This window comes from Novosphingobium sp. SL115, assembly GCF_026672515.1.
Classification (GTDB): domain Bacteria; phylum Pseudomonadota; class Alphaproteobacteria; order Sphingomonadales; family Sphingomonadaceae; genus Novosphingobium.
In genome coordinates this window covers 251489-276588 of record NZ_JAPPRG010000001.1, presented here as the reverse complement: position 1 = coordinate 276588, position 25100 = coordinate 251489, and the positions used below count along the sequence as shown (strand labels likewise).

Genomic DNA, 25100 nt, shown 5'->3' with positions numbered 1-25100 from the left:
TCCACTCATTGGCCGGATTGGGCAAGCGTTCAGCAAGCAGCGGACGCATTCTGCGCGGCATCAAGACAATAAACCGGCTCTGCCGCGCGTGATCGCCCGACAAGAGCACAGGGGGGAAATGATGATGACGTTCGTGAAGTTTGCGGGCACTGCTTCAATTCTGGCCATTGCTGTTTCGGGTTCTTGCGCCTTTGCCCAAGATGTTCAGGCGCAGGCCGAACAGTCAGACTCCATGTTTGGCGATATCGTCGTCACCGCCAACAAGCGCGAACAGAACGTGCAGTCGGTGCCGATTGCGATTACCGCCTATTCCGGGGATCAGCTGAAAGCGCTGGGTGTGACCGATGCCACGCAGATCACTCAGCAGGTGCCGGGGTTGCAGCTGAACGCATGGTCCCCCAATGTGACGATCTTCAACCTGCGCGGCATTTCGCAGAACAACTTCACCGACTATCTGGAAGCGCCGATCGCGGTCTATGTTGATGATGCCTATATGGGATCGATCAACGGGCTTTCGGGGCAATTATTCGATGTGAGCCGCGTGGAAGTGCTGCGCGGGCCGCAGGGCACGCTGTTTGGACGCAATGCTACAGGCGGGTTGATCCACTACCTTTCGACCGAGGCGAGCAAGGCCGAATTCAACGGATACCTGACCGCCAGCTACGAACGGTTTGACCGACGCGCGCTGGAAGGGGCGGTGGGAGGATCGCTGACCGAGGGCATCCGCGCGCGCATTGCGGGCCGGGTGGTGAAGGCTGATGGCTATATCAAATCAGCCGCAGCCCTGCCTGGCGTGTTCGACGGCAATGGGCAGGATCTGGGCGCGGAGAACGGCTGGGCGCTGCGCGGCACAATTCAGGCCGATCTGGGGCCAGACGGCAAGCTTGATCTGTGGGTCAAGCACAGCGAAGACAACAACGTGGCCACTGGCGGCTATGTGTTTGATAACTGCAATTTGCAGGACAATGGCTATTGCGGCACCGATGCAGCAGGCCTTGGCAATGGCAGCGGCGGGGTGATCAACGGGATTACCGGCGAACCTGCCAGCCCGTTCCAGAACTTCAGCGGCACGCTGGGCCGGTTTGACCGCAACACGCAGATATATCAGGGCAAACTGACTTATGATCTGGGCGGGGTGAACCTGACCGCGATCACCAACTACACCGATCTGGATAAGAACTATCAGGAAGACGGCGATGCGCTGCCGGTGGAAGTGATCGTGTTCCGCACCACCGCGCGGTACAAGCAATTCAGCCAGGAAGTGCGGCTTTCGGGTGAAAGCGATGCACTGCGCTGGCAGGCGGGCGCCTATTACCTCGACATGAAGATCAAAGGCACGATCGACACCGTGGGTGCGCCTGCGATTGGCGCGGCGCTGGCAGCCGGACTGCCGGGCGTGGCACCGACGATTGCCGAAACGTATGATCTGAGTTCCAAGAACTGGTCGGTGTTCGGGCAGGCGGAATATGACTTTTCCGACAAGGTCACGCTGATCGGCGGCTTGCGCTATTCGAAGGATACCAAGCGTGTCGACTATGCCTCACGCGTGGTGGAAGGCGGCGCATCTTCGGTGATTGCGAGCGACGAGACATTCTCGGCTGCATTGCCCGGAGCTGACCGCATTTCCGATGGCGATGTGGCGGCGCGTGTCACGCTGAACTACAAGCCTGCCGATGATACGCTGCTGTTTGCATCGTGGAACCGGGGGATCAAGGGCGGCAACTTCACGCTTAACGGATATGTCACCGCGCAGACGTTCCAGCACCGGCCCGAAACGCTCAATTCGTTCGAGGCGGGGGTGAAGTGGTCCAACCCATCGCGCACCGTGCGCGTCAATGCCACGGCCTATCACTACATCTACAATGATTATCAGGCCTTTGCGTTGATCGGCGGGGTGCCGCAGGTGGGCAACAGCAATGCCAATGCCACCGGCATGGAGATCGAAACGTTCTTCCAGCCGAGCGAACGGTTCAACGTGAATCTGGGCGCGACGTGGGAGCGCACCCATGTCGACACCGTGCAGACGGCGGGATCGCAATTCCTGTCGGTGCTCGTGCCCGGAGCATCAGTGCCGCAGTATTGCACGGACCAGAACGACGGCACGTACTTCTGCAATTATCCGGCCAAGTCGGTGTCTGGCGCGCAGTTCCCCAATGCGCCGCGGTTCAGCCTGAACTACGTGGTGCGCTACAACGTTGATCTGGCGGGCGGCAATGTGGTCGCGCAGGTGGATGGCGTGTGGTACGATAAGCACTTCCTGGAAGTGACCAATGGACGCTCATCGATCCAGCCGGCCTATAACGTGACCAATGCCTCGCTCAGCTGGACGGCGGACAACGACCGGCTGTCGGTGCAGGTCTTCGGGCGCAACGTGTTTGACAAGGCCTATCGGGCCTATGCGTTGAACCTGGGACCGCTGGGCACGACTTCGGTCTTTGCGCGACCTGCGACTTATGGTGTGAGTGCTACGGTAAAGTGGTGAACTGCTGAACCTTCTACCCTGAACTGGCGCTGCTTTCCTCACCGATCGCGGCGCCATTTTTTATCCGGCGGCGGTAGCGCCCCGGTGGCGTGCCGAAATGGCGGGTGAAGCTGCGCACGAAGGCGGCACTTTCTGAATAGCCCAGCGCGAGCGCGATGGCGCTGATATCGCGCTTGCTGTCGCGCAAGAGGCGCGCGGCGGCATCCATGCGGTGTTCGGCCAGAAGTGCGCGCCAGCTTGTGCCGTCTTCGGAAAGGCGGCGGTTGAGCGTGGCGAGCGAACAATCGAGCGTTCTGGCTACATCGGTGGCCAGAGGGGGCTGATCGAGCGAGGCAGTGCTGATGATTGTGCGCACCCTGTCGGCAAAGCCCATGCCTTGCAGTTCGCCGATTGGTTCAAGCCGGCGAAGGTGATCTTCGATAATGGGATGGAGCGCCGAACTGAGAACTTTGCCGCGCGTTTCGAGCAGCGCGCTGTCGAACGAGATCGCGTTGGTGTCCTGTTCGAAGAAGACATCGCAACCGAAGTATTCGCGGTAGCGCGCGTATTCGCCCACGCGCTCATGCTCGAAGCGCACCTCGCGCAGTTCGAGCGTGCCGCCACTGAACTGGCGGGCAAGGCTGAACATCGCGCCGATCGAGTATTCTGCGTCCTGCCGCCGCGCGATCAGGCGCTGATCCTGCACCATGTATTCGAACGTCGCCCAGCGCTCACCAATGCTGAACGAGGGGCGCGAGGCCTGCTGCATCAGGGCGAGGTAGCGGGTGAAGCTGCTGAACGCCGTGCCGAGCGTGGGCGCGCTGAGGAACAGGAAGCTTAACGGACCAAGGCTGTCCGATCCGGCCAGCCGCCCGGCATGAAGCCCGAAATGCGGATTGCGCACCAACAGCGCGGCGCTTTCAAAGAACGAGAGGAAGGCCGCGAGCGGAATCAGGCCATCGGGATCATCGAGGTGCGCCTTGGCAATACCGAGTTCTGCCAGCAATGGCGCGGGATTGCGCCCGGTCAGCTCGACACAATTGGCCACATGGCGCAGGAATTGTGCAGAGATGGTCGGGCTGTGCATGGCCGCACCAGACTAGCGCATGTGCGGCGCGGCGTCAGGCCCCGCCATAGATCGATTTGATTTCGAGAAACTCTTCCAGTCCGAAGCGCCCCCATTCGCGCCCGTTGCCCGACATCTTGTAGCCGCCGAACGGCGCGGCGCTATCGAGCCCTGCACCGTTGAGGTGGACCATGCCCGTGCGCAGGCGGCGGGCGACGGCGCGAGCGCTGTCCTTGTCGGCACCCCAGACATAGCCTGAAAGTCCATAGGGGCTGTCGTTGGCGATCTCTATCGCCTGGTCGACAGTGTCATAGGGGATGATGGCCAAGACCGGGCCGAACACTTCCTCGCGTGCGAGTAGGGCGTCGGGGGGAACATCTGTGAAGATTGTGGGTGCCACGAACAGGCCTTGTTCCAGTCCGGCGGGCGGGGTGGAGCCGCCGCAGAGCAGGCGCGTGCCTTCGGCGCAGGCCTGATCGATCAGCGTGACCACGCGGGCATGTTGTGCGGCATTGGCGACGGGGCCGATATCGGGGTTGTCGGCAGGCATGCCTACGCGGATTGCCGCTGCCGCCGCGCTGGCCAGCGCTTCGACTTCGGCCAGTCTGGCGCGCGGGACGAGCAGGCGGGTGGGTGCATTGCAGCTTTGCCCGGTGTTGAGCATGCAGCCGCGCACACCGGCGGGGATGGCCTTGGCGAAATCCGCGTCCGGCAGGATGATGTTGGCGCTCTTGCCGCCGAGTTCGAGCGCGACGCGCTTGATCGTGGGGGCGGCGTTGGTGGCGATGGCCACGCCAGCGCGGGTCGAGCCTGTGAAGCTGACCATATCGACATCGGGGTGGCCGGTCAGGGCATTGCCGATGTCTGGGCCTGCGCCATGGACAAGGTTGAACACGCCTTTGGGCAGGCCTGCCACATCGATGATTTCGCCAAGGATAGCTGCATCGAGCGGGGCGACTTCGCTGGGTTTGAGCACCATCGTGCAACCGGCGGCAAGCGCCGGGGCAACCTTGGTGGCGATCTGGTTCATCGGCCAGTTCCAAGGCGTGATCAGCACGCACACGCCAATTGCCTCGCGCTGCAGCAGGGTGGAGCCGATCGGCACCTCAAACGGGTAGTCGCGCAGTACGCGGATCACTTCGGCAAAATGCTGCGGGCCGGAGCCTGCCTGTGCCCCTCTTGCAAGGCCGATGGGCGCGCCCATTTCGGCCATGATCGCATCGCCGATCTCATCAGCGCGGGCGATCAGCGCGGCGTTGATCGCTTCGAGGTAGGCCAGTCGTTCCTCTCGGCTGGTGGCAGACCACGCCGGAAAGGCTGCCCTGGCAGCTGCAATGGCTGCTTCGGCGTCGGCGGGGCCACCGAGCGCGACCTGCCCCACGACCGAGCGTTCCGCAGGGTTGCCGATGTCAGCCCGTGCGTTGCCCAACGGCGCCACCCATGCGCCATCGATATAGAACCGCGTTGCGTCGGTCATGGAGCTGGTTCCGTCCTTACTTCTTGTCGACGAGCGCGGATTCATAGAAGGCCGCGCCCTGGCCGCCAGCGGCGCGCTTTCCGCGGAATTCCCAATCCCCGCCCAACGCGGTGGAGATCACTTCCTCGCTTTCGGTCGGCTGTGCGCCGCAATCATCACGGATCGGGGTGGGGCCGTGGACGATGGTATTGGACAGGCGACCGAGGCCTTCGACTTCGACATCTACCACATCGCCAATCTGCACCGGGCGGCTGTTGGCAGGTGTGCCAGAAAGCAGCACGTCGCCCGGCTCAAGCGTGATAGTGCGCGCAATGTCAGCCACCAGATAATGCATGTCCCATTCCATGTTCGCGGTCGTGTCCTCTTGTTTGAGGACGCCGTTCACATAGGTGCGGATCATTTTGTCGCGGAAGTCCCACCCGGTGACGAGGCCGGGTCCGATCGGGCAGAGTGTGTCCGAACCTTTGACGCGCAGCATCGATCCGGCATCGGTATCGCGGAAGTCATGCAGGCCGTAGTCGTTGGAAACGGCATAGCCGAGGATGTAGTCCCCGGCTTCGGCAGGCGAGATGTTGCGGCAAGTCTTGCCGATCACGATGGCGATTTCGCCCTCATAATTCAGCCAGTTGCAGCGTTCGGGCCGCACCACCGCGCCCTTGTGCGTGTTGAGCGCGGTGATGGGTTTTTGGAAATAGGTGGGTGCGGGCGGCAGCTTGGTGATGAATTCCTGCACGCGGCTGTGGTAGTTCAGGTGGACGCAGATGATCTTCGAAGGATTGCACGGAGCCAGATGCACGGCTTCGTCGACGCCGATGCTGCGTCCGTCCCTGGTGACCAGTTCATCGCCGTGGCGGGTGGTGAGGATTGGATAGCCATCGAGCAGGATGCGGCGGTATTCGGTGGTCATGGACGGGCCCTTCTTGGAATCTCGGGGCTCACAGTAGCGCGCTGCAAAGGTTCAGGCTTTGGCCGTTGCGGCCAAGCTAGGCCCCGACAGGTCGCTAGAACGCTGGTAATTGCAATTTTCCGAGGTTTCCATGACCGATCTGAAGGGCCTGTTCTATCCCCGCACCCCGACCGGCAAGGCCAGCATCGTGCCGCCTGTGCCCTGGCACTATTCGGGCGAGCTGATCACGCTGGAATACCGCACCGACCCTGCCAAGGTCGCCGCGCTTTTGCCCGACGGGTTCGAGCTGGCTGATGAAGATCCGGGGGCCGTCGCCGCGATCTGGGCTGATTGGCAATCAACCGGCGATGATCCGGCGCAACTGCTTGATCCGGCGCGCGTGCAGTACAAGGAAATGTTCATTGTCGTGCGCTGCAAGTTCCAGGGCAAGACCTATTCGCGCTGCGTCTACATCTGGGTGGACAAGGAATTTGCGATGCTGCGGGGCATTCATCAGGGCTATCCCAAGAAGCTGGGATCGATCCAGATGAGCCGCCCGGTCTATGTCGGAAAGGCTGGCCCGCGCCTTGCCCCAGGTGGCACTTTCGGTGTTACGCTGGCTGCTTATGATCGCCGCCTTGCGGAAGGGCACTTCACAATCACCGAGGCGTGCGACAAGCCCGGCTTTGTCAACGGGCACCCGATGGCGCACAATCGCTGGATGCCCGCCATCGAGACCGACGGCACGCAGAGCCTGAACGAGGTGGTGACCATGTCCAGCTTCGATGTGGACTTCGGCCGCTGCTTCAAGGGCGTATTCGACCTTGCCTACTTCGACAGTCCAGTGGAGGAACTGCTCGACATCGCCCCACAGGAAAAGATTGCCGGATACTGGCACGAAGTGGGCGTTTCGTGGAAGGCAGGTGCGACATTGTGGCGCAACAACATGTGAATGAAACCAGGCAGGCGCGCATTGATCCGGCTTGGGTGAACTGGGCCATAGGGCGCATCGAAGCCGACTACGCCCGTTCGGCTGATACCCATCTGCTGCCGGTATCATTGCCTGCACTGCCTGGTATTGCGCTCTATCTGAAGGATGAAAGTAGCCATCCGACCGGGAGCCTCAAGCATCGTCTGGCGCGGTCGTTGTTTCTCCATGCGCTGTGCAGCGGCTGGATCGGTCCTGAGACAACCATCGTCGAGGCGTCCTCCGGTTCAACGGCGGTGTCGGAGGCCTATTTTGCGCGGATGCTTGGGCTTTCCTTCGTGGCAGTGGTCCCTGCGAGCACGACGTGCGAAAAGATTTCGGCTATTGAGACGCATGGTGGGGTTTGCCACAAGGTGGACGATCCGAAAACAATCTATGACGTTGCCGCTCTGATTGCCGCAGAGCAGGGCGGGCATTGGATGGATCAGTTCACGTTTGCCGAGCGAGCGACCGACTGGCGCGGCAACAATAACATTGCCGAAAGCATCTTTGCCCAGATGCGGCGCGAACCCCATCCGGTGCCGACCTGGATTGTTTGCGGTGCAGGGACCGGCGGTACTTCGGCTACGATGGGGCGCTATGTGCGCTACTTCCGACATCCAACCCAGATCTGTGTGGCCGATCCGAAGGCATCGGTCTTTCACCGGCACTGGCACGACCGGACAGTACGTCTGGCGCCCGAGGGAGCGAGCCTTGTCGAGGGGATTGGTCGGCCAACGGTGGAGCCCTCGTTTGTTCCTACGGTGATAGATCGCATGGAGGTGGTCGAGGACGAAGTCTCGATTGCTGCCGCGCGTGTCATCTCGCGCCATCTGGGACGCGCCGTTGGTGGATCGACGGGCACCAATCTGGTGGCATGTGCGCGGTTGGCCATGAGCATGGCTGCCAACGGCCAGAACGGTTCAATCGTGTCAATTTTGTGCGATTCTGGTGAACGCTATGCGTCCACGATCTTTGATGACAGGTGGCTAGAGGCCAAGGGTCTCAACATCCGGTCGGGTGAAGAACGGTTCGAGCATTTTATAGCCCTTGGAATTTTCGAAGATTGAGCAACCTGGAACTTTTGAAGCGCCAATTCGGGCATTGGATTTGGTTCGCGCGTGCTGCTGAGGACCGACAGCGAAAGGCAGTTGGAGATTAATGCGGCGGTCAAGTCTTCCTTTTTTTCGAAACAGACGACTTCGCCCGAGATCATTTCGAGTATCTGAGCCAAGGCGTCATTTTCCTCGAGGGACCGCGCTACGATGACTACGATATTGTAGCCGTGTTTGAGCCTTTACGGAAATCGGTGGGATCTGATCCAGCGAAAGCCGATGGCAGCAAACCATCTGCGGTAACGCCAGACCTAGCAAGATCATTCCAAAAGCCGACCGTCGGCTTTGGTCCTTTGCCAGCCAGGACCTGTCGTTCTGCAACCGGCTGAAAAGCAGCCGATTTTGAATCGGCACCAGAGTCGACAATTTCTTCATTTGCAAATTGGCACTCGGCCGCATACGATTGAGGAGAGATCAGCGGCAATGCGGTTTCATCGAGGACTGTGGGGCACGCGATAGCGGCCTAGTATGCGAGCAGAAGCTCATCCGCCTCGGGACGGCTCCACGCCGGCGCATACCACAATGACCAATTGTCATTGGAGGTGTGAATTGAACAAAATTTCTAAGATCAGAAACATTCGTCGCCGCCAGCAGAACGATGTTTGCTACTATTGTCGCCAACCGATTTGGCACCGCGAGATCTCTGATTTTGCTTCACGTCACGGCATAACGACGAAAAAGGCGACACTCCTGAAGGCAACTGCTGAACACCTTGTCCCGCGCAGTGAATGCGGGTCGGATGCGTTGCATAACATCGTCGCTGCTTGCTGGTTCTGCAATTCTACCAGGCACCGTGCAAAGCAACCACTCTCGCCCGACGCCTATGGCATGAAGGTTAGGGCGAGGCTTGCCAAAGGAAGATGGCACGGTTTTGTGGCACGCAGTGAGCCAAGGTAAGCTGTAGCCATAGAGCGAGTCGTCTGCCGGCGCTTGTGAGGGGCAGGTCTGCTTTCGTCCAGATACAGTAAGCAATTTGTCTTGGCGTGTCGCCTAGCAGCGAACCTGCGGCTTAGGTCTGTGCACCGACGACACCCGTTCGCCTGCAACCGGCCCACGTCCCGCCGTGAGCTGCGTTGCAGCGCTATTTTAAAAGCTGAAAATTCTTAGAGTTGATTTCGAAACTCAGGCGGATCAAGCCAATCGGCGGATCATGAGCATGGCGGCGGCTGCGTGAAGAAATGCGGCGGCGGACTTGAGGGTTGCCTCGACGTCCCTAGCGAGACGGCGAAGCCTGATTGGCCGGTGATCTTGCTGACGTGCTCGTGCTTGTAGCCGCCATCAGCCCCGACTTTCTCGATGAACGGGAACAGGCTGCGCGATATTTGCAGCATTGCGCTGCCGCCATCACGATCCTGAACATCGGCGGTGTGGGGTTCGACCAGCAGCGCCCTGCCATCGGTATCGACCAGGGCATGGCGCTTGCGTCCCTTGATCTTCTTGCCCGCGTCATAGCCCCAAGGGCCGCCGCTGTCTGTGGTCTTGACGCTCTGGCTGTCAATGATGGCGGCACTCGGACTGGCTTCGCGCCCTGTCCGTTCGCGATCGGCCATAACCAGCGCATGGTTCATCTGGTTCATCCGCTAGACCACGGCCTCGTCGCGCAGCCGAGCGAACCAGCGATGCACTGTCGGCCAGGGTGGGAAGTCCTTCGGCACCAACCGCCAGGCGATCCCGCCGCGCAGGACGCAAAAGATTGCGTTCGCGATCTCGCGCAGCGGCCATTCGCGCCGTCGTCCGGTAGAACTCGCCTCGGGCAGAAACCCGGCAATCAGCCGCCACTCCGCATCGCTCAAATCCGTCTGGTATCGCTTCGCCACGTGCGTATGCTGCGCGCGGCCAGCTGGGGTCCACATGCCTGTCTCCGAGATGTCTGCAAACTCCCGGAATCACATGAACCTCAGCCGCTCAACCCCTTCTGAAACGGCCTCTTAGCTCCTGCAAACGGACATCCTACCAATTTGACCTTTGCGGCAACCGCGTTCACATGAAGATCATGACCAGTACCCAGACAGCCAGCAGAGCCGTCCACCAGCGCCAGTTGACCCCCAAGGGCGCAGAAGTGCGCGACAGGATATTGGACGCGACTATCGCCTGCATCGTCAGGGATGGCTTTACCGCTACGACGATCGCACATGTCATGGCGGAGACCGGTTTGAGCCGGGGGTCGGTGCTGCACCAGTTCCCCAACCGCAACACGCTGATGGTCGCCGCTGCCGAGCGCGCGATCAATTGTGTCATGGACTCTGCCAGAGCGTTGGCCGAGGCGATCGATGATCCGTACGAGCGGCTGCTCGATTATGCGCGCATATCCTGGCTCACCCATTCGCAGCCCGAAGGTTTGGCCCTGACCGACATCCTGCTGGCGGCGCGCTGGGATCGCGAGCTGCTCGACGAGCTGCAACCGGTCACCAGCCGGGTCGAGGAGGAAATCCATGACGAATTCATCAATCTGGCCAGCGACGCCGGATTTTCCGACCCGGAATTGCTGGTCCCCCATGGCTGGCTACTCGTTGCCAGCGTGCGCGGGCTGATTATCGAGAACAGCCTGAATCCATCACGTCCGATGATCCAGTCCGCCATTGCCCGGATGATGGAGCGGCATCGGCGGCTCTGCGCCAACCTCGCCGGACGGCCGCTGGCAAAATAACAGTCATGCATGACTAGTCATTATTGACTATTTTTGTGCGAACTGCTTTTCTCTGGTCAAGGCAGCAGCAAAAGCTGCCAGAACAGAGGAGAGCACCTTGTCGAAAAGCACCTTGCTGCTTGCCAGCGCCGCCTGCCTGCCATTCCTGATGGCGGTCCCTGCCATGGCCCAGGCATCTCCTGACGCAGAACAAAGTTCCGAAGCGGGCGCTGCGCAGGAAATCATCGTCACCGCGCAGCGCCGCGAACAGTCGCTGAACTCTGTACCAATGTCGGTCACTGCGCTCGGCGGCGACCAGTTGCGCAGCCAGGGCATCAGCACGATTGCCGATCTCGCCAAGGTCGTTCCCGGCCTCACCTTCACGCAAAGCCAGATCGCGACGCCGGTCTATACGATCCGCGGCGTGGGCTTTTTCGAATCGACCCTCGCGGCATCGCCCGCTGTCAGCGTTTATGTCGATGAAGTGCCGTTGCCTTTCGCTATCCTGACCCAAGGGGCCGCACTCGATCTTCAGCGGCTCGAAGTGCTGAAAGGGCCGCAGGGCACACTCTATGGCCAGAATGCCACGGGTGGGGCGATCAATTATATCTCGCAAAAGCCAGGCAACGAGCTTGAGGCAGGCCTGGACACCAGCTTTGGCCGGTTCAACGCCTTCGAGCTGTCCGGGTTCGTCAGCGGCCCGGTCACCGATACGCTGGGTATCCGGCTGAGCGCGCGAATTGACGAGGGCGGCGCATGGCAACGCAATTATTCCCGCAACGACGAACTGGGCGATTCCCGGCGTATCGCAGGGCGTGCCCTGATCGTGTGGGACCCGACTGACAAGTTGTCGATGACGCTCAACATCAACGGCTGGCGCGACAAGTCCGATGTCCAAGCCCCGCAGCTCATCGCGCACACGCCGTACAATCCCGCTAATGCCTATCCCTATGTGCTCGCCACGCCGCTGGCACCGGCCAACGCTCGCACGGCCAACTGGACGCAACAGAACCCCATGCGCCGCGACGATGATTTCTATCAGGTATCGCTGCGCGCCGATCTGGACGTGTCCGATGATGTGCGGCTGACCTCGATCACTTCGTGGCTTGAGTTCAATACCGACGCCCGGCAGGATCTGGATGCGACCCAATGGCGGCAGTTAGACAGCTACACGCCCGGCCATGTCGAAAGCTTTTTCCAGGAGCTGCGCCTCACCGGTACGTCCGGCGATGCCCGGTGGATCCTGGGCGCAAACTATTCGCGTGACAGGGCAAATGAACGCCAGATTTTGCAGACCAATGATCTCAGCAGCAACGTGATCATTCCCGGTCTGCCCATATTGACCGTTTCGGGCGTGTTCACCGACCAGAAAGTGACGACCTGGGCGGGCTATGGAAATCTGGAATATGATCTGACGCCGCAGCTGACCGCGCAGGGCGGCATTCGCTACACTCGCAACGAGCGAAGCTTCCAGGGCTGCGGCTATGATGCCGACGGTACAACGTTCCTGAGCTTCAACATATTGACCCAGCTGTTTACCGGCGCGCTTCCGGTCAACCCGATCGGACCTGGCAGCTGCCTCACCTTCAGTCCGGCATTCCAGCCTGCGCTGGTGTCTGACCAGCTTGACCAGGACAATATATCGTGGCGCGCAGGCCTCACCTACACGTTCGACAATCGCGCCATCGTTTATGCGAACGTGTCGCGGGGATGGAAGGCTGGTGGTTTCCCCACTGTACCCGCCTCCTCCTTTACCGGCTTTCTGCCCGCGACGCAGGAATCGCTGCTGGCTTATGAGGCCGGGTTCAAGCTGCCGCTGGCCGATCGCACGCTGCAATTCAACGCGGCGGCATTCTACTACGACTATTCGGACAAGCAGGTCCGCGGCCGTATTCTCGACCCGATTTTCGGTCTGCTCGAAAAGCTGGTCAACGTGCCGCAATCGCACATTTACGGCGTGGAGGCCGCCGTCAATTGGCTTCCGGTCGACGGCCTGACCGCCAATCTCTCCGGTACCTATATCAAGAGCCGGATCGACGAATTCACCGGCTTCAACGGCACCGGCATGTTTGCCGATTACGAGGGATCGGCCTTTCCGTTCACCCCGAAATGGCAGGTCAATGCCGACGTCCAATACAAATGGGCAGTGAGCGATCGCTGGAACGCGACGGTGGGGGGCAATGTCAATTTCAACAGCGCGACCAACTCCACCTTCGGCGATCCTGCGCTGCTGCGGATCAACGAACGCACGCTGGTCGACCTGCGCGCTGGCGTCGAGACTGAAGACGGCAAGCTTCGCGTCCAGATCTGGGGGCGTAACGTGTTCAACAGCTATTACTGGAATTCGACCTTCCAGGCCGATACTGCATGGCGGATGGCGGGCCGCCCCGCGACTTATGGCATCAGCCTGGGTTGGAGGCTGTGATCGCACCGGAATTCCGTGCTATCGCCGCCAACGGCATTACCCTGCACGCTGCAGTGGCAGGCCAGGGGCCGCTGGTGGTGCTCGTGCACGGGTTTCCCGAAAGCTGGGCGGCCTGGCGGCACCAGAGCGCCCCCATCGCTGCGGTAGGCCATACCGTCTGCGCGATCGATTGCCGGGGCTATGGCGGCAGCGACAAGCCTGATGATATCGAGGCCTTCATCCGACGCTTCTATTACTGGCTGGCAGGCGAGGCACCGGACGGCTTGGGCAATGGCAAGCCGTCCGGTGCGAGCCTGCTCGACGGCCTGCCTGATCCATGGCCCTTCCCGGCATGGATGAGCGAAGACGACATTGCCTATCTGGCAAACGAATTCCGGGTCAACGGACTGCGCGGCCCCCTGAATCGCTATCGCAACCAGCATCGTGATGTCGATTTCCTGGACCCCTCGCGCGGAGCGACGGTCGGTCAGCCCGCGCTCGATATCGGCGGCACCCGCGATGTCGTGCTGTCGATGCTGCCGGGCTTCGGCATGATCGCCGCGATGCGGGCAGTGGACCCAGCAGGATCGCCCCGACGCGGTAACCGCTGCGCTGCTCTACTGGCTGCAGACGCTGTCAGAATGAGGAAATACCATGCGATTTGAAGGAAAAACCGCGATCGTCACCGGAGGAGCCTCGGGTATTGGCGAGGCCTTTGTCCGCCGTCTGGTCGCAGAGGGCGGCTCGGTGGTGATTGCCGATCTCCACGGTGACCGGGGTCGGGCTTTGGCACTGGAGCTGGGCAATAGGGCCGTGCACGAGGTGATCGACGTCGTCGATCCCGAAGCCATGGGGCCTCTGGTCAATCGATGCGTCGAGCGCTTCGGGACTGTGGACATTCTCTACAACAATGCCGGCATCGGCAATTTCGGGCTAACGCCGGACATGGCCGTTGCGCAATGGAATCGCTGCATCGCTGTCAACCTGGACGCTGTCTTTTATGCCTGCCGGGTAGTCATCCCGCAGATGAAGGCGCAGGGCGGCGGGGTCATCGTCAACACTGCGTCGGCCTCCGGGCTCGCGGCCGATTACGGCTTTACCGCCTATAACGCCGCCAAGGCCGGGGTCATCAACTATACCCGCTGTCTTGCTATCGACCATGCGCGCGATGGCATTCGCGCCAATGCCATTTGCCCTGGCCCGGTCGATACACCGCTGCTGGCCGATGGAGTCGCCGCCATTCCTGGGTTGCGCGAGGCGTGGGAAGCAAAGGTGCCGCAGCAGCGCTTTGCCCGGCCTGAGGAAATCGCGGCGGTCGCGCTGTTCCTCGCTTCAGATGATGCCAGCGGCGTCACCGGTGCAGCGATCCCCGTCGATGGCGGCCTCACCGCCCATACCGGACAACCCGACTTGCGCGCAGTCCTGAGCGCATCCTAAGGCTGAAGGGAAAAGAAGATGACCACCACTTTCGAGATATATCGCACGGCCGACGCTCCGCCCTATAGCGAGACATCGTGCATGGAATATGCGGGGATCACCGATGTTATCGGCGCAGGTATCGCCCGCGCCACGGCTGAAGGGGCTGATGATGGCAACGAGGTACGCTTGCTGTTCGCGATGCCGGGCATGAGCCTGACCTACGCCTGGTTCAAGAGCGGCTTCCCGCTCCCGCTGCACAGCCACAATGCCGACTGCCTGTATTATATCATCGCCGGCACGCTGAAGCTGGGGACCGAGCAACTGGGGCCGGGCGACGGCTTTTTCGTCGGCCGCGATGTCCCCTATACCTACAGGCCGGGGCCCGAGGGTGTTGAAGTGCTCGAGTTTCGCACGGCGGACAATTTCGATATTCGCTTCAAGGGCAGCACGACAGCTTTCTGGGACAAGATCGTCGAGGGGTTGCGCAAGGAGAAGCCGAAGTGGGACGGCCAGGCCAAGCCGTCCGAAAAGGCGATCGCCTGATGGACCGTGGAACCATGCGCGCTGCGGTGCGCCGGGGCACGCAACTGATTGTCACAGATGTTCCGGATGTGCGCCCCGAACAGGGTCAGGTCGTCGCCCGCACACTGGCCTGCGGCATCTGCGGATCGGACCTGCATGCCGTGCACCATCTGGAACATGGGGTGGAAATCGGCAGACGGTCTGGCGCGCCCGATACCATCGATCCCGCGCAGGATCTCGTGCTGGGCCATGAATTCTGCGCCGAGATTCTCGATCATGGACCCGGCACCGACAAGCGTCTCAAGCCTGGGACCCGCGTCGTTTCGACGCCCTTTGCCTTTGGCCCCGGTGGCCCAGAGTTGATCGGCTTTTCCACCCGCTTTTCGGGCGCACTGGCTGAGCGGGTCGCGCTGACCGAGGCGCTGTTGCTGCCAGTCCCCAATGGCCTGCCGTCGGAAATCGCCGCACTGACCGAGCCCCTGGCCGTCGGCACGCATGCGGTTGCTGTCGCCAATCCGGGCAGCCGGAGTGTGGCGATGGTGATCGGCTGCGGCCCGATCGGGCTTGCTGTCATCGTCGCGCTCAAGCGGCGCGGCATCGGTCCTGTTATCGCAGCGGATTTCTCGCCCGCCCGCCGTGCTCTGGCCGAGCAGATGGGCGCCCATATCGTCGTCGATCCAGCCACGGCATCCGCCCATAACCACTGGGAGGTGCTGGACGTTCCGGCAACGCTCGCCTCTTTGGGCCACGCACAGCTGCAGGGCCGGTCAGTCCGCGATGCAGTCGTATTCGAATGCGTCGGCGTACCTGGAATGTTGCAGAACCTGCTCGAAAATGCGCCGCCGCTTTCGCACATCGTCGTGGTCGGCGCATGCATGGAGGATGACCGGATCGTCCCGGTCATCGGCATCAACAAGCAGATGCGCTTCAGCTTCGTCTGGGCCTATTCGCCGGACGAGTTCGCTGACACATTGCACGCCTTGGGTGAGGGTCTGATCGACGGCAGCGCATTCCTGACCGATCGTGTTTCCCTCGCCGAAACTGCTGCGGCATTCGATCGGCTGGCCGCGCCCGGCGATCAGGTGAAAATCGTAGTGGAACCTTGGCGCTGACGATGGTTGACAGTTCCATACGGCGGCGACTGTTCAAGGCGCACGGTGTCTGGCGGAGGACCCAGATGTCCACTTGGAATTCGAGGGCTATCGTTGCCTGATGGCAAATCGAACGACTGGTTTTCACCATTCGCCAGCCGGCCCTCGTCGTTCCGCAGACGACCCAGAACAAGACATTAAAGTTGTTAACGTGATCGTGGCCTTTGAAGGCGGATCAGGCTGGGTTTGCAAACTTTCCTACCTTAATCTCGCCCTCATGTGCGCGTGCCTGCGCAAGCTCATAGGTCGTCTGCATCCGCAACAGCGTATCGGCCTTTACGCCGAAGGCCTTCTCGAAACGGATCGCCATATCGGCGGAAAGCGAGGCATTGCCATTGAGTAAAGTGCTCAAGGCCTGCCGTGATACACCGAAATGCTCGGCCAGGGCGGTAACGCTGACCTGCGCGGGCGCGACGATTTCCGACTTCAGTCAGTCGCCCACATGGACGGCGAGCGAGGGGTGCATCCTAAGCGCCATGATAGTCCTCCAAATCCGGATAGATCAGGGCATCCTGTTCATTCAGGCCAAAAGTCATGCGCCAGTTTCGCGTCACGGTCATTGACCAGGTGACCTTCCGGTCGCCGGTCAGTTCATGCTGTCCGAAGTTTGGCGGGACCGCCAATTCTGCAAAACTTTCGGCGGCGTCGATGTGAGCAAGGATCTTGCGCAGCCGCCCCACATCACCGACCAGACCCTTGGCATTGCCAGTTTCAAAGAAGCGCCGCAGTCCTTTGTGCCGGATGCTCTCGATTTCCATGCGCCACTAGCAATACAAGTATCGTTGAACGTCAAGTGTCGCGCGACATTTGGCTAACCCTCCGCATCAGTGGTCACCATCTCCAAAACGACCATCCCGGCCACTGCAAAAGCCCCATGGGACATTCCAATTTTGACCCCGCCGTGCACGAACGGCGGCCCCGTTGTCGCAATCAGACAGCAAGGTCCTGACCCTAATCCTGCATGGCGGGACGTTCGGCCAGCATGTGCTGAATCATCCCTTGCAGGTTATCGTCATACCGGGCCAGCACCTGATGGTCTTCGGCGGTGTCCCAATGCGTCACCAGTTCGCGCCCGTTGAACCAGTGCAGGGCATAGCCGGGCGGATCGGCGATGATGAGATTGCGCTGGTCTGGCACGTCAGGATCAATCGGGCGCAGGTCCAGCGCCACTTGCGGCGCGGTGGACGGGCATGTGGCGACCACGGTGCCTTCCCAGCATATCGTGATGGCGCGATGAATGTGCCCGCACACGATGCCCACCACGTTGCTGCGTCCGCGCAAGGCTTGCGCCAGCCGTTCCACCCATGGTTCGGCAGGATCGGTGTTCATCCACGCGATGCCCACTTCGACCGGCGGATGGTGCTGCACGATCAGCGTGCGCGCATCGGGCGCTTCATCAAGCCGTGCGTTCAGCCATGCCGCTCGCGCATCGCAGAATGCGCCCCCATGGCGGCCTTCTTCCAGCGTATCCAGCACCAGCAGGCGCAAGGGTCCGGCATCGACCACATATTGCAGGAAGCCGCCATCAAACTGTGCTTCAGGGAAAACGTCTGCAAAAGTTGCGCGGTCATCGTGATTGCCCAGAGCATAATGCACCGGGAAGGGCAGGCCTGAAAAGGCTTCCCGCAGGCGCAGATAACTGCCCCGGTCACCCCGATCGATCAGGTCGCCTGTGGCCAGCAGCATGTCGGGGCGGGGTTCCAGCGCGGCCAGTTCGGCCAGCACACGGTCCAGCCGTTGCCTGTTGAATTCATCCGGGCAATCGGGTTCGAAGCCCAGATGAATATCGGTGACCTGCGCTATCAGCATCGTCCCTCCGCAGGCCATTTATTGCAGCTTGACCGGGAACCGTGGCCGGTCGGCAACGGCAACGATCTGCACATCGTTCTTTTTTCGATCTTTTGCTGGCACCCACGGTGCGCCGCTGTCCATGTGATGGGAGTGACACATCGCGCAGGACGAAACGACGGGAGACTTGACCGACACTGTGGCAAGTTTTGCCCCTTCGCCGCCAACATGGCACGAACGGCAGCCACCCTTGCCATCGATGCCCGGAACCGCGTCATCTGTGGCGAGGTTCTCGACCACATGATCCCGCGCGATGTCGCGCAGCCCATCCGCGTTCCAGCGCCCGCGGCCCAGAATGGCCTGCTGCCGCCACGGACTAGGGTCATCGGCCGCATCCAACCGGTCTTGCGACGCTCATCACCCAGTAAACCGTCCAGAAGCATGTGCGCCGACGCGGCAACCCGCTCCTGCATGAACAGACCCCGCTTGCGTCCCTTCACTTCGCACAGCGAGGAAGCCCATAGTTCCAGCGTTGTCTCGATCCATGCATCCGCCATCCCCGGCCCCCTCACCATGGAGACCTATGGATTCTGAGTCTCATCCAATGTGCAACTGTAACGCTAACGACCTCTAGCGCCCGTGGTCGATGAGTCGTCGGCTCCATGCAGCATGCTATAAATCCTTGGTATTTATATACAATGACCAAGGTTTGTATCAAACGTGCTCTCTCGCCATCACAGATCAGTCCAGTGAACGAAGGGCGAGTTTTACGAAGCGGGCTCGCGAAGTCCAATGCCCGCATTTTCAGCGTTAGCCCCCCGTGACGATGGGGTATCGCAGCCGCACCTCATCAAGAAGGCTCTCGATAGCCGCATTCTGTGCATCGCTGCCGCTGGGTCGAACTTCCCAATTGCAATGGGCGTGTGTTGTCTGGTCACGCAAGATAACCGTGCCGACTGACCGGCGCCATGCCTGTGCGGTACCGCCTCTGTCGCGCACGAGGCGGGCAACGAGCAACATCTCAAGATCGGAAACTAACATGAAAATTTGCATAGCAATTGTTGCCTGGCAGACAACACGACCGTTCAGGCTTACTGTCGTTCCCGTCCAGGTTGCCGACTAGCTCAGCAGAGTCCGGTCCGCTTCGAGTACGCGCTCTTGATGCGTGAGCAACATCTCGTAGGTCTTGCCCAAGGCGGTATGGATGATGACGGGACGCAAATCGACCTGGATCTCGCCACGTCGGCCCGACGCTGCCTCACAATAAAGACCCTTGAGACCCTCTGCCGCGAGAAAAACCGCAGGATCGTGATAGGCAACGTCGCTCTTCAGCATCGTGACCGCGATCGTTGCACGGGTGTGATCGATCTCCAGCTGCTCGAACAACTGATCGCGAAGCTGGTCACTGAGAAAGGCCCCTTGCCGAAGTACCTTGTGAAGCTTGGTACGCAGCAATCCCAGCCTGTCGGCCATATGCGCCAGGGGTATCGCCTGACGCGATAGTTCGCTGTTGATGAGGCGCTTGTAGCGGGACTGCTCTGTCTCGGCCTCGGCATTATCCGCGGGGCTGCCAGGATTGCGCAGGGCCATGACAGGATGGAAAACCGTCTCCGGCGTAATTGCCCCGTGCAGCATTGAACTTCCCCTTTGACGCCATCGCATCACATCGAGGCTTAGACGGTCAAGATTATAATCGCCGCATCTCATTGAATTTAATGCAGAACCTTCAGACAGCTCCACTCCTGATTTCGACTCGAACATAGGGGACTTTTCCTGATCAAAGGCACCGCAATTCCCCCAATCAGGTGCCGCAATACCCAAATCTGGGTAACATCTTTCTCGCATGAGGAAACAGGTTCCCCGCTAGTGGATATGCTTGGCGACTTGCGCTCCCCCTTCGAGGAATTCGCTCCCGCCAGTCTCGGAGCACTGTTGCCCCGCATCCACTTCGCCCGCTCCTTGGCCTGAGCCGCAATTGACGCGGCACCTTCTTACCGATGGAGCCAAGACCAATGACACGCAGTTGGAAAGGAAAAGCCGCAGTCCTCTTTCAGGGCGCGACCGTCGTTGCCCTTGCCGCAGGGCTTGGCAGCGAGATGGCCATGGCGGGAACCGACCAGACCTTCAGTGCCGCGCTGACAAAGTTCACCGGTTTCCTGCAAGGTTCGGGCGGCAAGGTTATCACAGTGCTCAGCCTGGCTGGCGGTGTCGTTGGCCTTGCGGCAGGAAGGTTCAGCTTTGCCCAGATCGCCATCCCTGTCGCCGTCGGCGTCGGCGTCGGCACCGGCGTGCCGATCGTCACGGCAGCGATCACCGCAACCATCTGAATTTCCATCGGCTGCACCGCGCCGACCTTTTGGGGGCGGTAAGGCACAGCCCGAGGGTGGCGACGTGGCATGCACAGATACACCGTACCTCAGCACCTCGACGATCCCGAACTGATTGGCTTTTGGACTCTCGACGAGTTTCTTGGCCTCATCGTTCCCTTCGCCTGGGGGATCCTGTCTCAACATATTCTGATCGGGCTCATGTTGAGCGTTCTGGCCTGGTGGGGATTGCGCAAGTTGAAGGCGGGAAGGGCGGTGTCCTGGATTGTCCACACGGCCTACTGGCACCTGCCGGGCGCCTTCATCGGCCTCAAGGCCACGCCACCCTCCCATCTTCGCATCATGGCAGGCTGAGGAGGCGCTCATGGATCTTGCGATCACCCATCGGCAATCGCAGCGCCTGCTCAAGCAGCGCAATCTGCTGGCGGCGACTTCACTCTCGCTTTTCGGCGCCTCGTTGCTGCTCGCCTTTGCCGCTGCCGGCCAGAGCCGAGAAGTTGTCCTGCAGCCCGTTCTCCCGCGGCCGGTGATGCTGACCTCTGGCGAGGTCAGTCGCGAGTATCTCGAACTCGTCACCCGCGATGCCGCCCTGCTGATGCTCAACCGGTCCCCGTCGAACCTGCCGTACTGGATGGATGCCGTCCTGGCCCTGACCGATCCTGCTGCGCACGGCAAGATTAAGACCGAGCTGATGAAAGTCGTGGCCGACCAGAGCGGCTCGAGCGTGTCGCAGTATTTCACGATGGAAAAGCTTGTCGTCGATCCGTCGGCGCTGACCAGCGACGTCAACGGCACGCTCCACACCGTGGTCGGATCGAAGGAAGTCAGCGCCGAGGCGAGGACCTTCCGCTTCGTCTGGAGCTACACCGGCGTCTCGCTTCGGCTCCTCGCCTTCGGGCAGGTCCGCAACCAACAGGAAAGCGCCGGCGGCGAGCCCGGAGGCGCGTCGTGACGTCCGTTCTTTCATCTTTTGCGAGGGCCATGCCCTTTCGCATGACATTGCCGAGCGCACGGGATCGCAGGCGGCTTGCAAATGGTGCCACAAGCCTCGCATCGTTGCTCCTCTCAAGCCCCGCGCTGGCGGACCAGACTGTTCTTGCCGCGGACAACGGCACCGTCGGCTGCGTCGCCTCGGCCAAGGACCTCACCCGGATCAGTCTTGAAGGCGACCAGTTTGCTTCGGTCTCCAAGATCTCGAGCGGTAACTCGGAAGACGACTTCAAGATCGTCAACGAACCAACGCGCGGCGACATCTACCTTTCGGTGCCCGACGGCTTCGGGAAGCTCCGGCTTTCGTTCTTCGGCACGACACGCAAGGGTTACGTCTACAAGTTCGTTTGCGAAATCCGCGGCGAGGACGCCGCGCAGCTGTTCGTTGCCAACAGGGCCATCAAGGGGAACGAAGAGCGAGAGGCTGTGCGGGTCGCCTCCCCCGAGGAGGCGGCAACCACCCTGGTCCAGGCAATGTACCGAGGCGAGCCCCTTGAAGGATTCGAGCAGGTCGAAGCCGTGCTCGAGCCTGTGAGGATCGGCAAGCTCGAAGTCCAGCAGATCGGGCAATACCGGGGGGAGGCCCTGCGAGGTCTCGTCCTGCGGGTTCGCAATACCGGCCGCGCGCCACTCAAGCTTGACGAGACGGTGCTCTCGGCGCGCGGTGCAGTCGCCTTCATGGCCCCGGTTAGTGAACTCGCAAGCAACGAGAGCTCGGCTGTCTACCTCATCCAGAAAGCGGGAGAGCGATGATGAAGCTCGCAAGTCTGTTCAGACGAAAGCAACGACATGCGCTCGATCCGACACCGGCCACAGGCACGCCCCAGGGCGAAGTCGCGCCGCTTGGCGATGCCAACACGATCAATGAGGCCGAGCGGCGCAAGCAGACTTTGCGTCTCGCAGGTGTTGGTCTCTTCGCGCTTGTTGCCGGCTCGCTCTACATCTTCTCGGGCGACGATCCGTCGGGGCCTTCGCCGGATGCCCTGGCGTCGGGCGTGTCGGTTGACGATATGGTCAACACCAACATGGCGGAGAAGGAGTGGCGCGCCCAGTCCGAGGCGCAGATCGCCAGCATCGAGACCGAACTGCGCACGCTGGGCGCGCGCTCCGAACGCGCCGACCAGGAGCAGGCACAGCTCGGCAGCGGCACGGGCGAGGCCGGAGACGGCAGTGTGTCTGCCGACACACAGCGCATCCTGTCGGCCTACCAGGCCGAGAACGACCAGCTACGCGCTGCGCTCAACGCGACAAAGACGACGCCAGTATCGCCACCGGCTCCGGCACTCTATGGGGCTGGCACATCGTTGTATGCGCAAGCAAGTCCCGCCTCTGCTGGCAGCGCGGCAGGCGAAGCGGCAGGTATTGTCGCCCAGCGCAAAAGCGAAGTCAGCCTGGTCTCCTTCGGCGATGCGCCTCCCGGAACTGGTTCGCCCGTACCCAAGGGCAACACCGTCTATACCGACAGTGCCAACTACCTGCCGCCCAATTCCATCGCGGTGGCAAAGGTCATCGTCGGCGTCGATGCCAATGCCGGGGTGCGCAGCGAGACCGATCCGCTGCCGGTCGTGCTGCGCATCACGGGTCCTGCGCGCTCGGTCTACGACCGCGGACGCCTGCTCAGGACGCAGATCAGCGGTTGTCTCGTCAATGGCGCGGCGCGCGGCGACCTCTCGTCGGAAAAGGTCTACGTCAAGCTGCAGCGCATGACCTGCCCGCAGAAAGGCGGCCGCTATGCCGTATCGGACGTGAAAGGCTTCATCGCCTTCGGCGGCAAGACCGGTGTGCGTGGCCGGGTCGTGAGCCGCGAGGGTGCGCTGGTTGGTCAGGCGTTCCTAGCCGGGCTTGCCGGAGGTTTCGGCCGGGGCTTTTCGGCAAACAGCACGGCGCTGCTCACCGGCAGTTCGGTCAATGTCAACGGTGAGCGCCAGAAGCTCGGGACCGGGGACATTTTCCAGGGCGGCATTGGCGAGGGTGTCGCGACGTCCGGCGACATGGTCTCGAAATACCTGATCGAGCGGGCTGAACAATACCAGCCCGTCATCGAGATGCCGACCGGCATCGATGTCGAGATCGTATTTCTCGAGGGCGTTTTCATCCAGGGCTGACGAGGCGGGACCATGTATTCCAATCGCAAATTCACCAGCATGGCGACCCGGGCAGTCGGCAACGCGAGAAAAGCGCTCCTGCCGCTCGCCGCCATCCTGCTTGGTTCCGGCACTTCCCTGGTCTGGGCTGAAGCCGGTGGGCTGGGTGCTGGTCAGTCTGGCGAAACGGAGCAGGCCGTCGCACGCCTGCTCAGGACAAGGTTGCCCCGCACGCAAGTGACCCAAGTCGACTGCAGGCTGGTTGAAGGCTTGTGCGAAGTGACCGCCGGATCACAGCTATTCTATGTCGATCGTACCGCGCGCTACCTCCTGGTGGGGCGGGTCTATGACATGGAGACCCGGCAGGATCTCACGGCGGTGCGCTTGCTTGACGTGAACCCCGACCTGCTTCTGGGTGGTGCCGCCGCTGGCAGTGCCGAACGAGCAGAAGCATCCGCCTCCACCAAAAGCAATCGTGACCACACAGATCCTGCCCGCGGTGCCTCCACCCCAGCCGCGAGCGGGATGCCCCGGACGATGTCACTTGTCGGACTGCCCGCTGCTGGCGGCATTGTCTGGGGCAATCCCACTGGCCCGACGGTCACGGTCTTCAGCGACTTCAGGTGCGGCTATTGCCGGGCGCTCTCACAGGTGCTCGAGACGATAAACGTACGGGTGGTGGAGCGACCGATCTCGATCCTTGGCAGCCGAGCGCTTGCCGACCAGGTGTTCTGCGCACGTGATCGTGCTCGGGCGGTCAAGTCCGCCTACGCCGGCACTGAGATCGAAGACACCAAGCTCTGCGATAGCTCACCGCTCGACGCCAACGAGCGCTTTGCCCGCGAGCAGGGCATTGCCGGGACGCCGGTGATTGTCCGCAGCGATGGCGCCGTGATCGAAGGGTTCCGCCCCAAAGCCTTCCTTGAGACCTGGATCCGCGGAGGCAAGTCGTGACGCTGTCGTCCGATGCATGCGCGAGGGTGCGACACCGCTTCCTCACCCGTGCCATATTCATCATGATCTCCAGCGCAGCGCTGTCCTGCTGTGGTATTCTTCTGCCTGACAACGTCAAGGGCAGCTTCATCTGCAGCGCGCCAGGCGGCACATGCGCGCCATCGATGGTGATAGACGACCAGGCAATCGCAATGATCGCAGCGGCGCGCCCGCAGCGGCCTGCATCGCAACGAGCCGGATCACGGCGCTATTTGCCGGCACGAACGCAAGGCATGACGCCCGCGCAGAGCGACGCTGGGTTTGCCAGGCACCGGGACTTTGCCCGCATTAGTGACAGCCTCGCGCACCGCGACGCTCGCACGTTGCGGGTGGTCTTTCCCGCCTTCATTGATGAAGCGGGCAATCTCCACGAAGCCCGGGTCGTACATGCCGTGGCGGATCAGGGAGGTTGGGCACAGCTGTCGGAGGGCTCGCTGGCTCCAACAATTGGGGATGCCGACGCGGACAGCGTCACTGCTGATCTAGCGCCGGCTCCACCCGCGCTGAAAGCTACGCCGGGTGCAACCCTCCACCCGGTCCAGGAAGCGCCCGGCCGGTTTGTGCCCATGCCAGCCCGGGCGCACCCAGACGCTGCCCTGACGATCGAAGGCATCAGGGCCGAGGTCGCCGAGCGCCTCAGCGGTGCGCGCGTGCCGGCACAGATGCCCGCGCCGACGACTTTGGGTGGCGCAGCGCCCTCGGTCGACCTGGAGCCTCACCTCAAGACCCGCAGTTCCGTTCCCGAGGAGGGGGCTGCTCCGCCAGACCCATTGGTCGTCACCAACGCGCCGGCAACTTTTGCCGGCCCCGAGGGGGAGTGAGCA

Annotated in this window: 24 protein-coding genes and 2 pseudogenes; 17 read left to right on the top strand and 9 right to left on the bottom strand. The window is 61.5% G+C overall.

Translation table 11 applies throughout. The annotated features are described in order from the left end of the window. The first annotated feature begins 118 nt into the window (after positions 1-118). Positions 119-2482, top strand: a complete 2364-nt coding sequence (locus OVA07_RS01255) for a TonB-dependent receptor (RefSeq protein ID WP_268169651.1) — start codon at positions 119-121, stop codon at positions 2480-2482. A gap of 13 nt (positions 2483-2495) precedes the next feature. On the opposite strand, the gene OVA07_RS01250 is transcribed toward OVA07_RS01255, so the two are convergent. Genes OVA07_RS01250 through OVA07_RS01240 form a run of 3 tightly spaced genes read right to left on the bottom strand, consistent with a single transcriptional unit; the run spans position 2496 to position 5911 of the window. Continuing rightward, positions 2496-3548: an AraC family transcriptional regulator gene (locus tag OVA07_RS01250; protein WP_268169650.1), complete on the bottom strand. Its 1053-nt coding sequence runs from the start codon at positions 3546-3548 to the stop codon at positions 2496-2498. A 34-nt stretch (positions 3549-3582) separates the two neighbouring features. Further along, positions 3583-5004 (bottom strand): aldehyde dehydrogenase family protein, encoded by a 1422-nt coding sequence (locus OVA07_RS01245; RefSeq protein WP_268169649.1) that lies wholly within the window; start codon positions 5002-5004, stop codon positions 3583-3585. A gap of 16 nt (positions 5005-5020) precedes the next feature. Next, a complete protein-coding gene (locus OVA07_RS01240; protein WP_268169648.1) occupies positions 5021-5911 on the bottom strand; it encodes a fumarylacetoacetate hydrolase family protein in 891 nt (296 codons plus the stop codon). 130 nt (positions 5912-6041) lie between these two features. On the opposite strand from OVA07_RS01240, the gene OVA07_RS01235 reads away from it, so the two are divergent. From OVA07_RS01235 to OVA07_RS19125, 3 genes are all read left to right on the top strand, one after another. Next, a complete protein-coding gene (locus OVA07_RS01235) occupies positions 6042-6842 on the top strand; it encodes an acetoacetate decarboxylase family protein (protein WP_268169647.1) in 801 nt (266 codons plus the stop codon). After that, a complete protein-coding gene (locus OVA07_RS01230) occupies positions 6824-7927 on the top strand; it encodes a PLP-dependent cysteine synthase family protein (RefSeq protein ID WP_268169646.1) in 1104 nt (367 codons plus the stop codon). Before OVA07_RS01235 ends, OVA07_RS01230 begins: the two co-directional genes overlap by 19 nt. 513 nt (positions 7928-8440) lie before the next feature. Continuing rightward, positions 8441-8869, top strand: a complete 429-nt coding sequence (locus tag OVA07_RS19125) for an HNH endonuclease (RefSeq protein WP_442789603.1) — start codon at positions 8441-8443, stop codon at positions 8867-8869. 234 nt (positions 8870-9103) lie between these two features. Here the strand turns inward: OVA07_RS19125 and OVA07_RS01225 are convergent. Continuing rightward, positions 9104-9825: pseudogene (locus tag OVA07_RS01225) on the bottom strand (IS5 family transposase). Between the two features lie 131 nt (positions 9826-9956). On the opposite strand from OVA07_RS01225, the gene OVA07_RS01220 reads away from it, so the two are divergent. From OVA07_RS01220 to OVA07_RS01195, 6 genes are all read left to right on the top strand, one after another. Beyond that, positions 9957-10619: a TetR/AcrR family transcriptional regulator gene (locus OVA07_RS01220; RefSeq protein ID WP_268169645.1), complete on the top strand. Its 663-nt coding sequence runs from the start codon at positions 9957-9959 to the stop codon at positions 10617-10619. Between the two features lie 97 nt (positions 10620-10716). Continuing rightward, complete coding sequence (locus OVA07_RS01215) at positions 10717-13023, top strand: TonB-dependent receptor (protein ID WP_268169644.1); 2307 nt, start codon at positions 10717-10719, stop codon at positions 13021-13023. Further along, on the top strand, positions 13020-13667 hold the full coding sequence (locus OVA07_RS01210) for an alpha/beta fold hydrolase (RefSeq protein ID WP_268169643.1): 648 nt from the start codon (positions 13020-13022) through the stop codon (positions 13665-13667). The genes OVA07_RS01215 and OVA07_RS01210 overlap by 4 nt, the downstream gene beginning before the upstream one ends. Continuing rightward, positions 13657-14439 carry an SDR family NAD(P)-dependent oxidoreductase gene (locus OVA07_RS01205; RefSeq protein ID WP_268169642.1) on the top strand — a complete coding sequence of 261 codons (783 nt, stop codon included), beginning with the start codon at positions 13657-13659 and terminating at the stop codon, positions 14437-14439. Before OVA07_RS01210 ends, OVA07_RS01205 begins: the two co-directional genes overlap by 11 nt. Before the next feature lie 18 nt (positions 14440-14457). After that, on the top strand, positions 14458-14964 hold the full coding sequence (locus OVA07_RS01200; RefSeq protein WP_268169641.1) for a cupin domain-containing protein: 507 nt from the start codon (positions 14458-14460) through the stop codon (positions 14962-14964). Continuing rightward, positions 14964-16055 carry a zinc-binding dehydrogenase gene (locus tag OVA07_RS01195; protein ID WP_268169640.1) on the top strand — a complete coding sequence of 364 codons (1092 nt, stop codon included), beginning with the start codon at positions 14964-14966 and terminating at the stop codon, positions 16053-16055. Before OVA07_RS01200 ends, OVA07_RS01195 begins: the two co-directional genes overlap by 1 nt. A 214-nt stretch (positions 16056-16269) precedes the next feature. Here the strand turns inward: OVA07_RS01195 and OVA07_RS01190 are convergent, their stop codons facing one another. The 5 genes and pseudogenes from OVA07_RS01190 to OVA07_RS01170 all read right to left on the bottom strand — a co-directional run bounded on the left by OVA07_RS01190 (position 16270) and on the right by OVA07_RS01170 (position 19643). After that, positions 16270-16479 (bottom strand): HigA family addiction module antitoxin, encoded by a 210-nt coding sequence (locus tag OVA07_RS01190; protein ID WP_326493083.1) that lies wholly within the window; start codon positions 16477-16479, stop codon positions 16270-16272. Positions 16480-16561: 82 nt separating this feature from the next. Beyond that, on the bottom strand, positions 16562-16852 hold the full coding sequence (locus OVA07_RS01185; RefSeq protein ID WP_268169639.1) for a type II toxin-antitoxin system RelE/ParE family toxin: 291 nt from the start codon (positions 16850-16852) through the stop codon (positions 16562-16564). Between the two features lie 193 nt (positions 16853-17045). Then, positions 17046-17903 (bottom strand): phosphodiesterase, encoded by an 858-nt coding sequence (locus OVA07_RS01180; protein ID WP_268169638.1) that lies wholly within the window; start codon positions 17901-17903, stop codon positions 17046-17048. A gap of 207 nt (positions 17904-18110) precedes the next feature. Beyond that, positions 18111-18439, bottom strand: a pseudogene (locus OVA07_RS01175) (IS701 family transposase); the annotation flags it as partial. 562 nt (positions 18440-19001) lie between these two features. Next, a complete protein-coding gene (locus OVA07_RS01170; protein WP_268169637.1) occupies positions 19002-19643 on the bottom strand; it encodes a hypothetical protein in 642 nt (213 codons plus the stop codon). Positions 19644-19894: 251 nt separating this feature from the next. On the opposite strand from OVA07_RS01170, the gene OVA07_RS01165 reads away from it, so the two are divergent. From OVA07_RS01165 to OVA07_RS01135, 7 genes are all read left to right on the top strand, one after another. Further along, positions 19895-20209, top strand: coding sequence for a hypothetical protein (locus OVA07_RS01165; RefSeq protein WP_268169636.1), 315 nt, complete (start codon positions 19895-19897; stop codon positions 20207-20209). Positions 20210-20278: 69 nt separating this feature from the next. After that, complete coding sequence (gene traL, locus OVA07_RS01160; RefSeq protein ID WP_268169635.1) at positions 20279-20563, top strand: type IV conjugative transfer system protein TraL; 285 nt, start codon at positions 20279-20281, stop codon at positions 20561-20563. A 10-nt stretch (positions 20564-20573) separates the two neighbouring features. After that, a complete protein-coding gene (locus tag OVA07_RS01155) occupies positions 20574-21161 on the top strand; it encodes a type IV conjugative transfer system protein TraE (RefSeq protein WP_268169634.1) in 588 nt (195 codons plus the stop codon). After that, positions 21158-21952 (top strand): type-F conjugative transfer system secretin TraK, encoded by a 795-nt coding sequence (locus OVA07_RS01150; protein ID WP_268169633.1) that lies wholly within the window; start codon positions 21158-21160, stop codon positions 21950-21952. Before OVA07_RS01155 ends, OVA07_RS01150 begins: the two co-directional genes overlap by 4 nt. Then, complete coding sequence (locus OVA07_RS01145) at positions 21952-23304, top strand: TrbI/VirB10 family protein (RefSeq protein WP_268169706.1); 1353 nt, start codon at positions 21952-21954, stop codon at positions 23302-23304. The genes OVA07_RS01150 and OVA07_RS01145 overlap by 1 nt, the downstream gene beginning before the upstream one ends. Positions 23305-23316: 12 nt before the next feature. Next, on the top strand, positions 23317-24237 hold the full coding sequence (locus tag OVA07_RS01140) for a DsbC family protein (RefSeq protein ID WP_268169632.1): 921 nt from the start codon (positions 23317-23319) through the stop codon (positions 24235-24237). Then, entirely contained in the window at positions 24234-25097 is an 864-nt protein-coding gene (locus OVA07_RS01135) for a hypothetical protein (RefSeq protein WP_268169631.1), read from the top strand. The genes OVA07_RS01140 and OVA07_RS01135 overlap by 4 nt, the downstream gene beginning before the upstream one ends. Positions 25098-25100: the final 3 nt, after the last annotated feature.

What these genes read in the sequence shown, in the direction of transcription:
- OVA07_RS01250 (WP_268169650.1), bottom strand. Translation starts at nt 3,548, where the DNA reads ATGCACAGCCCGACCATCTCTGCACAATTCCTGCGCCATGTGGCCAAT.
- OVA07_RS01180 (WP_268169638.1), bottom strand. Translation starts at nt 17,903, where the DNA reads ATGCTGATAGCGCAGGTCACCGATATTCATCTGGGCTTCGAACCCGAT.
- OVA07_RS01240 (WP_268169648.1), bottom strand. Translation starts at nt 5,911, where the DNA reads ATGACCACCGAATACCGCCGCATCCTGCTCGATGGCTATCCAATCCTC.
- OVA07_RS19125 (WP_442789603.1), top strand. Translation starts at nt 8,441, where the DNA reads ATGCGAGCAGAAGCTCATCCGCCTCGGGACGGCTCCACGCCGGCGCAT.
- OVA07_RS01165 (WP_268169636.1), top strand. Translation starts at nt 19,895, where the DNA reads ATGACACGCAGTTGGAAAGGAAAAGCCGCAGTCCTCTTTCAGGGCGCG.
- OVA07_RS01235 (WP_268169647.1), top strand. Translation starts at nt 6,042, where the DNA reads ATGACCGATCTGAAGGGCCTGTTCTATCCCCGCACCCCGACCGGCAAG.
- OVA07_RS01245 (WP_268169649.1), bottom strand. Translation starts at nt 5,004, where the DNA reads ATGACCGACGCAACGCGGTTCTATATCGATGGCGCATGGGTGGCGCCG.
- OVA07_RS01140 (WP_268169632.1), top strand. Translation starts at nt 23,317, where the DNA reads ATGTATTCCAATCGCAAATTCACCAGCATGGCGACCCGGGCAGTCGGC.
- OVA07_RS01255 (WP_268169651.1), top strand. Translation starts at nt 119, where the DNA reads ATGATGATGACGTTCGTGAAGTTTGCGGGCACTGCTTCAATTCTGGCC.
- traL (WP_268169635.1), top strand. Translation starts at nt 20,279, where the DNA reads ATGCACAGATACACCGTACCTCAGCACCTCGACGATCCCGAACTGATT.
- OVA07_RS01145 (WP_268169706.1), top strand. Translation starts at nt 21,952, where the DNA reads ATGAAGCTCGCAAGTCTGTTCAGACGAAAGCAACGACATGCGCTCGAT.
- OVA07_RS01155 (WP_268169634.1), top strand. Translation starts at nt 20,574, where the DNA reads ATGGATCTTGCGATCACCCATCGGCAATCGCAGCGCCTGCTCAAGCAG.
- OVA07_RS01195 (WP_268169640.1), top strand. Translation starts at nt 14,964, where the DNA reads ATGGACCGTGGAACCATGCGCGCTGCGGTGCGCCGGGGCACGCAACTG.
- OVA07_RS01185 (WP_268169639.1), bottom strand. Translation starts at nt 16,852, where the DNA reads ATGGAAATCGAGAGCATCCGGCACAAAGGACTGCGGCGCTTCTTTGAA.
- OVA07_RS01170 (WP_268169637.1), bottom strand. Translation starts at nt 19,643, where the DNA reads ATGTTCGAGTCGAAATCAGGAGTGGAGCTGTCTGAAGGTTCTGCATTA.
- OVA07_RS01220 (WP_268169645.1), top strand. Translation starts at nt 9,957, where the DNA reads ATGAAGATCATGACCAGTACCCAGACAGCCAGCAGAGCCGTCCACCAG.
- OVA07_RS01205 (WP_268169642.1), top strand. Translation starts at nt 13,657, where the DNA reads ATGCGATTTGAAGGAAAAACCGCGATCGTCACCGGAGGAGCCTCGGGT.
- OVA07_RS01200 (WP_268169641.1), top strand. Translation starts at nt 14,458, where the DNA reads ATGACCACCACTTTCGAGATATATCGCACGGCCGACGCTCCGCCCTAT.